10 protein-coding genes are annotated in these 11197 nt (G+C 74.1%); 7 read left to right on the top strand and 3 right to left on the bottom strand.

The window, feature by feature from the left end; genetic code table 11:
- Window positions 1–87 precede the first annotated feature (87 nt).
- Genes ACF07V_RS32660 through ACF07V_RS32650 form a run of 3 tightly spaced genes read left to right on the top strand, consistent with a single transcriptional unit; the run spans window position 88 to window position 3477 of the window.
- Window positions 88–1329, top strand: coding sequence for an APC family permease (locus ACF07V_RS32660; protein WP_392159306.1), 1242 nt, complete (start codon window positions 88–90; stop codon window positions 1327–1329).
- Window positions 1330–1355: 26 nt separating this feature from the next.
- Window positions 1356–2717: a lysine N(6)-hydroxylase/L-ornithine N(5)-oxygenase family protein gene (locus tag ACF07V_RS32655; RefSeq protein WP_392159305.1), complete on the top strand. Its 1362-nt coding sequence runs from the start codon at window positions 1356–1358 to the stop codon at window positions 2715–2717.
- A 43-nt stretch (window positions 2718–2760) separates the two neighbouring features.
- On the top strand, window positions 2761–3477 hold the full coding sequence (locus tag ACF07V_RS32650; RefSeq protein ID WP_392159304.1) for a pyridoxamine 5'-phosphate oxidase family protein: 717 nt from the start codon (window positions 2761–2763) through the stop codon (window positions 3475–3477).
- 207 nt (window positions 3478–3684) lie between these two features.
- Here the strand turns inward: ACF07V_RS32650 and ACF07V_RS32645 are convergent, their stop codons facing one another.
- Window positions 3685–4065: a DUF6479 family protein gene (locus ACF07V_RS32645; protein WP_392159303.1), complete on the bottom strand. Its 381-nt coding sequence runs from the start codon at window positions 4063–4065 to the stop codon at window positions 3685–3687.
- A gap of 152 nt (window positions 4066–4217) precedes the next feature.
- On the opposite strand from ACF07V_RS32645, the gene ACF07V_RS32640 reads away from it, so the two are divergent.
- Both ACF07V_RS32640 and ACF07V_RS32635 read left to right on the top strand, forming a co-directional pair.
- Entirely contained in the window at window positions 4218–4727 is a 510-nt protein-coding gene (locus tag ACF07V_RS32640) for a SigE family RNA polymerase sigma factor (RefSeq protein WP_392159302.1), read from the top strand.
- A gap of 40 nt (window positions 4728–4767) precedes the next feature.
- Complete coding sequence (locus tag ACF07V_RS32635) at window positions 4768–6051, top strand: hypothetical protein (RefSeq protein ID WP_392159301.1); 1284 nt, start codon at window positions 4768–4770, stop codon at window positions 6049–6051.
- Between the two features lie 45 nt (window positions 6052–6096).
- Here ACF07V_RS32635 and ACF07V_RS32630 read toward each other — a convergent pair whose 3' ends face one another.
- A complete protein-coding gene (locus ACF07V_RS32630) occupies window positions 6097–7788 on the bottom strand; it encodes a bifunctional 3'-5' exonuclease/DNA polymerase (protein WP_392159300.1) in 1692 nt (563 codons plus the stop codon).
- Between the two features lie 161 nt (window positions 7789–7949).
- On the bottom strand, window positions 7950–9194 hold the full coding sequence (locus ACF07V_RS32625) for a LuxR C-terminal-related transcriptional regulator (RefSeq protein WP_392159299.1): 1245 nt from the start codon (window positions 9192–9194) through the stop codon (window positions 7950–7952).
- Window positions 9195–9336: 142 nt separating this feature from the next.
- On the opposite strand from ACF07V_RS32625, the gene ACF07V_RS32620 reads away from it, so the two are divergent.
- Both ACF07V_RS32620 and ACF07V_RS32615 read left to right on the top strand, forming a co-directional pair.
- Window positions 9337–10263 (top strand): NADP-dependent oxidoreductase, encoded by a 927-nt coding sequence (locus ACF07V_RS32620; RefSeq protein WP_392159298.1) that lies wholly within the window; start codon window positions 9337–9339, stop codon window positions 10261–10263.
- A gap of 29 nt (window positions 10264–10292) precedes the next feature.
- Window positions 10293–10850, top strand: a complete 558-nt coding sequence (locus tag ACF07V_RS32615; RefSeq protein ID WP_392159458.1) for a GNAT family N-acetyltransferase — start codon at window positions 10293–10295, stop codon at window positions 10848–10850.
- Window positions 10851–11197: the final 347 nt, after the last annotated feature.

Below are 11197 nucleotides of genomic sequence, written 5' to 3'. Positions count from 1 at the left end.
CGAGCAGGGGGGACCCCCATCGCCCCGGCGGAACGCATGCCCACAACGGGCGGGCACCGCCCACAACTCGTCACTGGAGGTGACACCATGACCGATCTGCTGCAGCGGCCCGACGCCGCCCCCGCCCCCACCGCCCTCGGCGTCCGCGCGCTCGTCGTGTTCTACGTCAGCAGTCTCGTCGGGACCGGCATCCTGCTGGTGCCGGGGCTGACCGAGCGGCAGGCCGGGCCCGCCGCGCTGCTCGCGTGGCTGGCGCTCGCGCTCAGCTCGTACCCCTTCGCCCGCTTCTTCGCGGAGATGTCGGCCTGGCGTCCCGACGCCTCCGGGCTCGCCGCGATGGTGGAGGCCGGGTTCGGCCGCCGCCCGGGCCGCGCGGCGGCGCTGCTGCTCGTCGCCACGTACGTCATCGGGAACCCGGTGATGGGCATCGTGTCCGCCCGCTGTCTGCTGGGGCTGCTCGGACAGCCGGACGGCCCGGTGTACCCGATCGCGATCGGTTTCATGGCGCTGTCCGCCGCGTTCACCCTGCTCGGCCTCACGGCCGGCGCCCGGGTGCAGGCCGCGGCCCTGGTCGTGCTGCTGCTCGGCCTCGGCGGGGCCGTGGTGCTCGCGGTCCCGCGCTTCGACGCGGGGGAGTACACCCCCTTCCTCACGCACGGCTGGGGCGGCGTCGGCATCGCCGTCGTCACCGCCTTCTTCTCCTTCCTCGGCTGGGAGAACGTCTCCACCCTCGCCGAGCAGGTCGACGACCCGGCCCGCAGCTACCGGCGGGCCATCCGCTGGGCGGTGCCGATCGTCGGGCTGCTCTACGCGGCGGTGACGGCCGCCTACCTGGCCGTCCCCGGCGACGAGCCCGTCGTCATCACCGCCCTCCTCGGCGCCTCGCTCGGCGACGCCGGTGCCCTCGTGGGCGATCTCCTCGCCCTGGGACTCGCGGTGGTCGCCACCAACGCCTGGGTCCTCGGCGCCACCCGGGTCGTCCGGGCCGCCGCCCGTGAGCGGATCCTGCCGCGCGCCCTGGCCGACCGCCCGGTTCCGGCGACCCTCGCCCTCGCCCTCGCGTACGCGGCGGTCCTCGGCACCCTGACCCTCACCGGCACCGGTGAGGAACTGGTGCTCGTCGTCACCAGCAGCGCCTTCCTGCTCCTGTACGTGGCCGCCGCCGCGGCCGCCCTGCGGGCCCGCGGCACCGGCCGCGCCCTGCGCACGACCGCCGTCGTGACCCTGCTGATCGCGGCCGTCTTCCTCTCCTTCGCCGGTACGGGGCTGCTGCTCGCCCTGCTCCTCGCCGCCGGCTGCGCCGCCCTCACCGGCGCCCGGAACCACTGAACCCCTCCACCGAAAGGCACTTCGCCATGAACGAGACCGTGAACGAGACCGTGAACGAGACCACTCCCGTCTACGACATCGTCGGTGTCGGCTTCGGGCCCGCCAACCTCGCCCTCGCGATCGCCATCGAGGAGTACAACGAGCAGGCCGCGCCCGACGAGCGGCTCACGGCCGTCTTCCTGGAGAAGCAGCCGAACTTCGGCTGGCACCGGGGGATGCTCCTGCCGGACGCCACCATGCAGGTCTCGTTCCTCAAGGACCTGGCGACGATGCGCAATCCGCGCAGCCGCTTCGGCTTCGTGCCGTACCTGCACGACCGGGGCCGGCTGGTCGACTTCATCAACCACAAGATGCTGTTCCCGACCCGTGAGGAGTTCCACGACTACCTCCAGTGGGCCGCCAACGGCGTGGACCACATGGTCCGTTACGGCCTGGAGGTCACCGCCATCCGCCCGGCGGGAACAGCGGGCGCGCCGGGACCGGTCGTCGAGGTCGACGTCGCCGCCGTCGGCGAGGCCGAGGCCGCCACGTACCGGGCACGGAACCTCGTCATCGGCACCGGCCTCGTGCCCCGGCTCCCCGAGGGCGTCACCTCCTCCGAACGCCTCTGGCACAGCAGCGAGTTCCTCCACCGCCTCGCCGCCCTGCCCACCGGGAACCCGCGCCGGTTCGTCGTCGCCGGGGCCGGGCAGAGCGCCGCCGAGATCGCCGACCACCTCCACCGGACGTACGAGGGGGCCGAGGTCGTCGCCGTCCACACCCGGTACGGCTACAGCCCGGCCGACGACAGCCCGTACGCGAACCGGATCTTCGACCCGGAGGCCGTCGACCTCTACCACGGCGCCGAGCCGTCCGTCCGCCGCACGCTCATGGACTACCACCGCAACACCAACTACGGCGTCGTCGACATGGACCTCATCGAGGAGCTCTACCGGCGCTCGTACCAGGAGAAGGTCCGCGGCAAGCAGCGGCTGCGGATCCTCGGCGTCACCCGGCTCACCGAGGTCCAGGAGGGCCCCGACGGCGTCCGCGTCCAGGTGCGGAACCTGGCCACCGGCGAGACGGAGACGATGGAGGCCGACGCCGTCGTCTACGCCACCGGCTACTCCGAGCCCGACCCGGGCCGGCTGCTCGGCGAGCTCGACGCCGCCTGCGCCCGCGACGAGGACGGCCGGCTGCGGGTCCGCCGCGACTACCGGGTGGAGACCGCGCCCGAGGTGGCGGCGGGGATCTACCTCATGGGCGGCACCGAGCACTCGCACGGCATCACGGCCAACCTGCTGTCGATGGCCGCCGTCCGGGCCGGCGAGATCTGCGACTCCCTGGTGGCGAGCCGTCACGGCGACCGCCGTTCCGACAGGCGGAAGTCGGTGGCGGTGACGGGCTGATCCCCCGTACAACACGTACACCCGCACGGAACGAGAGGTCCTCATGAGCAGCACCACCACAGAGCTCGGCGACGAGCTGGCCGTCACGGAGCGGACCCGGCTTCGCCGGATGCGCCACAAGGGCAGCCACCTGCGCGCCGACCTGGACGCCGTCCTCGCCGCCGGCTTCCTCTGCCACCTCGGCGTCACCGTCGACGGCACGACGATGGTGGTGCCCACCGCGTACGGCGTGGACGGCGACCGGCTCTATCTGCACGGCTCGGTCGCCAGCCGCAGCCTGGTCCAGGCCCCCGACACCACCGTCTGCGTCACGGTCACGCACGTCGACGGCCTCGTCCTCGCCCGCTCCGTCTTCGAGCACGGGGTCAACTACCGCTGCGCGATGGTCTACGGCGTCCCCGAGATCGTCACCGACCCGGAGGAGAAGCTCCGCGGCCTGCGGGCCCTCACCGAGCAGAGCTCCCCGGGCCAGTGGGACTACGCGCGGCAGCCGAGCCGCAAGGAGCTGGCCGCGACCGCGCTCCTGGCGCTCGACCTGACCGAGGCCTCGGTGAAGACCGCCGACGGGCCGCCGGACGACGGCGAGTCCGAAGACGCGGCGCTGGGCCTGTGGGCGGGGGTGCTCCCGGTGGTGACGACCTTCGGCGAGCCGGTCACCGACCCGATCCTCCCGGCGGACTTCGCCCCGCCGGCGCACATCGCGGCGCGTGCCGGCCGGATCCCGGGCGGCGACGCGGCGGCTGCCGCCACCCAGGTGTAGCCGGAGCCGGAGCCGGAACCGGAGCCGGAACCGGAGTCGGAGTCGGAGTCGGAGTCGGAACCGGGGTCGGAGTCGGGGTCGGAGCCGGAACCGGAGTCGGAGTCGGAGTCGGAGCCGGAGTCGGAGCCGGACCAAGCCCAGCCGGGTGCGGCTGGGCTTTCTGGTTCCGGGGGCCGGGGGCCGGGGGCCGGGGTCAGGCGTCAGCAGTCAGTCGCCGTGGCCCGTGCCTCCGCTGCCGAAACCGCCACTGGAGATGCCGCCCCACTTGCGCTTCTCCTCGGACGGCGGATCGGTCGAGGCCTCTCCGGCATTCTTGAGCTGGTAGGGCATGAGCCGGTGCTCGCCGTCGGTCTGCGGCATCTCGGACGGCTTGCGGTATTCCTCCATCTCGCCGGGCAGCGCGCCGGTGTCGGGCCGGTGCGGCTGTTCCTCCGGATCGGGCTTCTTGGACTCGCGGTCGCTGAGCCGGAAGCCCAGCCAGACGGCGCCGATGAGTACGAAGACGACGACGAGCCCGCCGACGACCTGGGCAAGACCTGACTGCCAAACCCCAGCGGCCAGGTTCTCTGCTGCGCTGAGAGTGTTCATACCAACAGGATTACCCGATTCCGCTTCTTCGGATACGTCGAGCGGGCATCCTCTCGAATTCCCGCGGATCCGTCTGAAACATTTCCGCGGCCCCGTCGCGTCAATGAGGTGTACGCCGACCACACCACGTGACCGCGAGGCAAAGGAGGGGCATGAGAAAGTCCCGCGCGGACGAGTTCCTGGAGTTCGCCTCGGCACGAACAGGGCACCTGTTCCGCTCGGCATGCCTGCTGACCAGCGGCGACACCCATCTCGCCGAGGACCTCACCCAGGAGACCCTCGGCCGGATGTACGCCCACTGGAGCCGCATGGCCCGGATCGGGAACCCCGCCGCGTACGCCCAGACCGTGCTCGTACGCACCTTCCTCAGCCACCAGCGGCGCCGCTCCGCCACGGAGCGCCCCCTCGGCGAGCTGCCCGACCGCGCCCCCGAGCACGGCGAGGACCCGGCCCTGCGGATCGCGCTGCTCGACGCGCTCGCCGGCCTCGCGCCGAAGGACCGGGCGGTCGTCGTCCTGCGGTACTGGGAGGACCGCAGCATCGAGGAGACCGCCGAAGCCCTGCACGTCAGCTCCGCCGCCGTACGCACCCGCTCGGTGCGGGCGCTGGCGAAGCTGCGGGAACGACTCGGCGGCAGCGTCGCCGCGTTCGCCACCCGCTGACCACGTACTTTCCCTACCGACCTGAGACGGTGATCCCGGCATGCCCCAGAACGAAGAAAACCGGCGCTTCGAGGAGGAGCTCGGCGCGGTCCTGCGCAGCACCGGTGACGGCTTCGCCGCCGAAGGCCGGCGCGAGCTGATCGACGGCGGCCTCCGGCGCGGCCGGCGCCGCCTGGTGCGCCGCCGCCTCGCGGTGGGCGGCGGCGTCCTCGCCCTCGCCGCCGTCGGCATCGGCGGCGTGTACGGCGGCTCGCTCCTCGGCCCCGCGGGAGACGCGACGAAGACCTCCGTCGCGGCGCCCCCGCAGCCCCGGCAGGGCAACGGCGCAGCCCAACCCGGCAAGGTGCCGCCCGGCGAGGCGACGATCCCGGTGAAGGACATCGCCGCCGTCCTCAAGGCCAACACCCCGGCCGGCCAGTGGCAGTTCGACGACCTCGACGGCGTGGGCCAGTCCGCCCACGGCATCTACGACGACGGCCACGGCAAGGCGGCCGTCGGCGTCAGCCTCTTCCGCGCCGGCCGGAGCGCCGAGGCCGGGACGGATCAGGTCACCTGCCCCGACAAGGCCCTCGTCCCCTACGACAGGTGCGCCGCCGGGCGGCTGCCGGGCGGCGACCGGGTCATGGTCATCGAGGGGTACGAGTACCCCGACAAGCGCGAGGAGACCAAGAACTGGCGGGCGGTCCTGCTCACCAAGGAGGGGATCGTCATCGACGCGAGCGAGTACAACGCCGCCGCCGAGAAGGGTGCCCCGATCAGCCGCGAGAACCCGCCCTTCACCGCCGCCCAGCTCAAGGCGCTCGTCACGGCCGAGGCGTGGCGGCCGCTGATCGCCCAGCTGCCCGAGCTCCCGACGAAGCCCGCCACGGGCGAGGCGCAGCTGCCCGCCGTGCCGAGCGCCGCCGCCGTCCAGGCCACCCTGCGCTCCCTTCTGCCCCAGGGCCTCACCGTGAAGTCCCACGGCGGCGGGGACGGCCACGGCTACGTCGTCGTCGACGACGGCAAGGGCGCGAGCATGGTCGGCGTCGACGTCCAGCCCAAGGCCGGGAAGGCTGTCGCCGACCTCTTCACCGGCGACGACGTCGTCACCCTGCCCGACGGCACCAAGGTCAGGTCCACCCAGCGGGCCGGCGAGAAGGGCGGCGCCGGGGTCGTCTGGTGGAGCGTCGACACCCTGACCCCGCAGGGCTTCCGGGTCGTCGTCTCCGCCTTCAACTCGGGCGCGCAGCACGAGGCCGCCACGCGCGCCGAGCCCGCGCTGACCATGGAGCAGCTGAAGACGCTCGCGCTGAGCCTGAGGTGGAGGACGCTGCCGGTGAAGTAGCCGGGAGCGGCCTTGCGGTACGGGAGGGGGCCCGTACCGCAAGGCCTATTTCGCGTCGGCGTACCGCTCGACCGTCGCCGTCGTGAACGGGAAACGGACCGGGGTCTCCCCGAACGCGATCCGCCCGGCCTCGTCCCCGGCCGCCCGGATCGCCTCCGTCACCGCCGCCGCCTCCTCCGCGGGGCAGTGCACGATCACCTCGTCGTGCTGGAAGAAGACCAGCTCCGCCCGCATCCCCGAGAGGGAGCGGCGCAGCGCCGCCAGCATCAGGAGCGCCCAGTCGGCGGCGCTGCCCTGGACGACGAAGTTACGGGTGAACCGGCCGCGGGCCCGGGCGTTCCCCGAGGCGTACCCGGGGACGAACTCACCGCTCTCCGGCTCCGGTTCGCCGCTCTCCTGCGGCAGGCCCGCCTCCTCGTCCTCGCCCGAGCCGACCGCCCGCGGGCTGGTCCGGCCCAGCCAGGTCCGTACGAGCCGGCCCTCTTCGCCCGCCTTCGCCGCCTCGTCGACATAGGCCACCGCGCGCGGGAAGCGGCGGCGCAGCGCCGCGAGGTTCTTCAGGCCGTCGCCGCTGGTCTGCCCGTAGATCGCGCCGAGCAGCGCGAGCTTGGCGTGGTCGCGGTCGCCGGAGAAGGCGCGGTCGGACAGCCGGGTGTAGAGGTCGTCGGGGTGCCCCGCGACCTCCATCAGGCCCGGGTCGCGGGAGATCGCCGCGAGCACGCGCGGTTCCATCTGGTCGGCGTCGGCGACCACGAGCCGCCAGCCCTCGTCGGCGACCACCGCCCGCCGGATCACCTTCGGGATCTGCAGGGCGCCGCCGCCGTTGGTCGTCCAGCGCCCGCTGACGGTGCCGCCGGGCAGGTACTCGGGCCGGAAGCGGCCGTCGCGCACCCAGTCGGCCAGCCAGGACCAGCCGTGGGCCGTCCAGATCCGGTAGAGCTTCTTGTACGCGATGAGCGGCTCCACGGCCGGGTGGTCGATCTCGGCGAGCTCCCAGCGGCGCGTGGACCTGATCCGGATCCCGGCCTGCGCGAAGGCCTTCACCACGTCCGCGGGCAGATCCGGCCGGACCCGGCGGCCGAACGCCGCCGACACCTCGTCCGCGAGCTCCGCGAGCCGGCGGGGCTCGCCGCCGCCCGCGTACCGCTCGCCGAGCAGCTCGTTCAGCAGCTCCCGGTGCACGTCCGCCCGCCACGGCAGCCCGGCCCGGTGCATCTCGGCGGCCACCAGCATCCCGGCCGACTCGGCGGCGGTGAGCAGCCGCATCCGGCCGGGGTGCTCGGCCCGGTCGTGGCGGCGCAGCTGCTCCGCGTAGACCGCGAGGAGCCCCTCGAAGGGCACGGAGACGGTGGGGCGGGGCTCGAAGAGCGAGTCCTGGGAACCGGGCTCGGCGGCGCGCTGCGGCGGGTCCGGCGGCACGGGGGCGTTCCGCAGGCGCGCCCAGGCGGCGGCGGCGCTGCGCGGCTCGCCGAGCCGGCCCTCGTGCCCGAGGAGGAGCTGCTCGGCGTCCTCGATGTCGTAGCAGCGCTCGACGCGGACGCCGCCGGCGAGGAGGCGCGGATAGACCTCGGCCGTGGACCGCCACACCCAGCGGGCCACCTCGGGCCGCGCCCGCACGGCCGCCACGAGGTCCGGCTCGCGCCGCACGGGCCCGGCGGGCCGTCCGTCCGGCCCGAGGGGCACGAGCTGCGCACCGTCCCCCTCCGCCTCGGCCGCCAGGGCCCACCTCTCGCTCATGTGCGCGAGTCTGACATTCGGCACTGACAGCGCCGGGTCACGACATCGGGCGACTCCTGAGCGACTCCCTGCGCGGCACCTCACGTGACTCCCTGCGCGGCGCCTCCCGTGACCCCGGAGCGGTGCGTCACGTGGTTCCCGAGCGGCACAGCACGCGACTCCTACGCGGCCGCGTGGAAGAGGGCCGCGGCCTCGCCGCGGGAGTCGACGCCCAGTTTGTTCAGGATGTTCGCGACGTGGAACTTCACCGTCGACTCGCTGATGTGCAGCTCCTCCGCGATCCGCCGGTTCCGGTGCCCGAGCGCCAGGTGCCGCAGGACCTCCACCTCCCGTTCGCCGAGCCCGGTCAGCGGGTGGGCGGCCTCGACCGGGGCCTCCGGGGTGGCCAGGGGGATGACGGCCGTGATCGTCGTGCCCCAGCCCGGGACGGCGTCCATGTCGAGCCGCCCGCCGAGCACGTCGAGCCGGTCGCGGATCGTGCCGGCGCCCAGGTCGCAGGGGGCGAGCGCGCCCGCCCCGTCGTCGCGCACCGAGGCCCGCAGTTCGTGTTCGGTCAGCTGCCAGCCGACGTGGACCCGGTCGACGGAGTCCTGCTCCAGGACGATGAGGAGCAACGAGCGGACGATGGCCCGCGCACTGTGCGCAACGTCGGCCGCGAGCGAGCGCGTCGAGTCGGGCGCGCCGAGGTCGAGGCGCACCTTGCTGTGCCGGAGCATCGGCCGCAGTTCGCCCGCGAGCCGCTCGAAGGCGTCCTCCGCGGGCTCCTCCGCGAGCGCCCGGTCCCGCCGCTGCTCGGCCCGCATCTCGATCAGCGCGGACGCGGCCAGGTCGGTGGCGGTGGTCCGGGCCGTCGTGTCGTCGAGGGCCCGGCTGCGCAGCACCCCGAGGACGCCGGAGAGGGCCGCCGCGTGCGCGCCGGTGAGTTCGGCGATCACGCGGGCGCGTGTGTCCGCCGCCGCCCGCGAACGGGCCAGCGCGCCCGGCACCGCCTCCGTCGCGAACCGGTCGAAGTGGGCGGCGACCAGGTCCCACAGCGCCTGCGCCACGGTGAGCGCGGCCGCGTCGGCCGGGGCGGCGCCGTCCTCCCGTACGAGCACGAGGACCGCCCCGCGGCGGGTCGCGTGGCTGGTGACGGCGACGACCTCGCGCTCCCGGCCGCCGATCGTCGCGCGGCCCTGCCAGGGTTCGCCGGGGACGCCGGCCGCGAGCAGCGGGGTCAGTTCGGCGGCGGTCATCAGCTCCGTACCGCCGAGGGTCTTGAAGGGGGAGTGGGCGCAGTGGGTGGAGAGTTCGGCCGCGTCCACGTGCGGGACCAGGGGGGCGAGGGCGGCGGAGACCTGGGGGAGGATCTCCCCGAGCGGCTGCCGGATGATCTCGTACGCGGTGGTCAGCGTGAGCGCGTCCATGCGGCTCAGCCTAGTCAGGGCAGACCAGGTGACGGCCCGTCTTTCGGCCAGGTGGGACTGGCCGTTGGGAGGGCGGGAGGAAGGGGGCACGGGGCGCAGGCTGGGGGCATCGAAGAGCGAACGGGCAGCAGCGGAGGCTGAGATGGAAGCGATCGTGTACGAGGAGTTCGGCGGCCCCGAGGTGCTGCGCCACGAGAGCGGCGTCGCGAAGCCGGAGCCCGGCCCCGGCGAGGTCCGGGTGAAGGTCGCGGCGGTCGGGGTCAACCCGGTGGACTGGAAGCGGCGTTACGGCTGGGTCGAGGCGTTCTACCCGACCACCTTCCCCGCCGTCCCGGGCCTGGAGTTCGCCGGCACCGTCGACGCGCTCGGGGAGGGCGTCACCGGCCTGGCCGTCGGCGACGAGGTCCTCGGCTGGACGCAGACCGGCGCCTACGCCGAGTACGCCATCGCCGGCACCGTCGCCCCCAAGCCCGCCGGGCTGTCCTGGGAAGCCGCCGCGAGCCTCCCGGTGGCCGGCGAGACCGCCCAGCGGGTCCTGGACCTGCTCCGGGTCCGGGAGGGCGAGACGCTGTTGCTGCACGGCGCGGCGGGCGTCGTCGGCTCGGTCGCCGTCCAGCTCGCGGTCGATGCCGGGATCACGGTGATCGGCAGCGCCTCCGAGTCCAACCACGCCTACCTGCGCGAACTCGGCGCGATCCCCGTCGCGTACGGGGACGGACTGGCCGACCGGGTCCGCGCCGCCGCCCCGGAGGGCGTCGACGCGGTCTTCGACGCGGCCGGGCACGGGGTCCTGCCGGTCGCGATCGAGCTGCTCGGAGGCGGCGACGCGGCGAAGGAGCGGATCGTGACGATCGCGGCGACGGACGCGGAGGAGCACGGCATCGTCTTCTCGGGCGTCACCGGGGAGCCGGAGGCGGTACGGGCGGGGCTCACGGCCCAGGCCCGCCTCGCGGCGGAGGGCGCGCTCACGGTCCGCCTGGCGGAGACCCTGCCGCTGAAGGAGGCGGCGCGGGCGCAGGAGCTGAGCGAGTCGGGCCACGTACGGGGGAAGATCGTCCTGATCCCGTAGTGCCGTGACGATGGAGGAAGGCGATGCCGATGTACGCGATGTCCCTGGGTGACGACGGCGCGGAGCTGCGCCCGCTCGAACCGTGGCAGGCGGAGGAGTTCCTCGCGCACATGGACCGGGGACGGGAGTTCATCGGCGCGCGGAACGGACTCCCGGACGTCGTCACGGACCTGGAGTCGAGCCGGGCCTTCCTCCGGGCGTACGCGGAGAGGGCGGCGGCCGACACCGGACGCATCCACGGCATCTGGTCCGGGGGCGCGCTCGTCGGCGCGGTGATCCTCCGGAAGTTCGACCTGACGGACGGCACGGCCGAGGCCGGCTGCTGGCTTGAGCCGGCGGGCGTCGGCAAGGGCCTGGTGACACGGGCGGCGCGGGCGCTGATCGACTGGGCGATCTCGGTGCGGGGCATCCACCGGGTGGAGTGGGTGGTCTCCTCGGACAACGAACCGAGCATCGCGGTGGCGCGGCGGCTGGGGATGACGAGGGACGCGGTCCTCCGCGAGAGCTACCACTACCGGGGCAAGCGACACGACGAGGAGATCTGGTCGATCCTGTCCCCCGACTGGCACGCCCCCGCGACGCGGTAACTCCCCGCCGTTGTGAGCGCTGGTCCCACCGGGACGGCACCCCGCCCACCCCCGTTGTGGGCAGGCGTTCCGCCGGGGCGGCGCCCCCCCGCCCACCCCCGTTGTGGGCAGGCGTTCCGTAAGGGGCGGAACGGGTGGGCACAACGGACCCGCGCCCTGCCGGCGCCAGAGGCTCCCGCGCCTGAACCCGCACCGCGAGTGACGGAGCGCAACGTGGTGCGGGCCAGGGCGCGTAACGCGGAGGCGCCGCTAGAGGGCGCCGTCCCGTGTGCCCACCCTCCCCCAAGCTCTCGGCTTCGCTCGAGCAGGGGGGACCCCCATCGCCCCAGCGGGACGATTGCCCACAC

The organism is Streptomyces sp. NPDC015661 (assembly GCF_043077765.1).
Classification (GTDB): domain Bacteria; phylum Actinomycetota; class Actinomycetes; order Streptomycetales; family Streptomycetaceae; genus Streptomyces.
The sequence above is the reverse complement of the archived record's forward strand: the minus strand, read 5'-3'. Positions and strand labels throughout refer to the sequence as shown.

Bases quoted from the DNA above. Each gene is read 5' to 3' on its own strand.
- ACF07V_RS32660 (WP_392159306.1), top strand. From the start codon at position 88: ATGACCGATCTGCTGCAGCGGCCCGACGCCGCCCCCGCCCCCACCGCC.
- ACF07V_RS32655 (WP_392159305.1), top strand. From the start codon at position 1,356: ATGAACGAGACCGTGAACGAGACCGTGAACGAGACCACTCCCGTCTAC.
- ACF07V_RS32650 (WP_392159304.1), top strand. From the start codon at position 2,761: ATGAGCAGCACCACCACAGAGCTCGGCGACGAGCTGGCCGTCACGGAG.
- ACF07V_RS32645 (WP_392159303.1), bottom strand. From the start codon at position 4,065: ATGAACACTCTCAGCGCAGCAGAGAACCTGGCCGCTGGGGTTTGGCAG.
- ACF07V_RS32640 (WP_392159302.1), top strand. From the start codon at position 4,218: ATGAGAAAGTCCCGCGCGGACGAGTTCCTGGAGTTCGCCTCGGCACGA.
- ACF07V_RS32635 (WP_392159301.1), top strand. From the start codon at position 4,768: ATGCCCCAGAACGAAGAAAACCGGCGCTTCGAGGAGGAGCTCGGCGCG.
- ACF07V_RS32630 (WP_392159300.1), bottom strand. From the start codon at position 7,788: ATGAGCGAGAGGTGGGCCCTGGCGGCCGAGGCGGAGGGGGACGGTGCG.
- ACF07V_RS32625 (WP_392159299.1), bottom strand. From the start codon at position 9,194: ATGGACGCGCTCACGCTGACCACCGCGTACGAGATCATCCGGCAGCCG.
- ACF07V_RS32620 (WP_392159298.1), top strand. From the start codon at position 9,337: ATGGAAGCGATCGTGTACGAGGAGTTCGGCGGCCCCGAGGTGCTGCGC.
- ACF07V_RS32615 (WP_392159458.1), top strand. From the start codon at position 10,293: ATGTACGCGATGTCCCTGGGTGACGACGGCGCGGAGCTGCGCCCGCTC.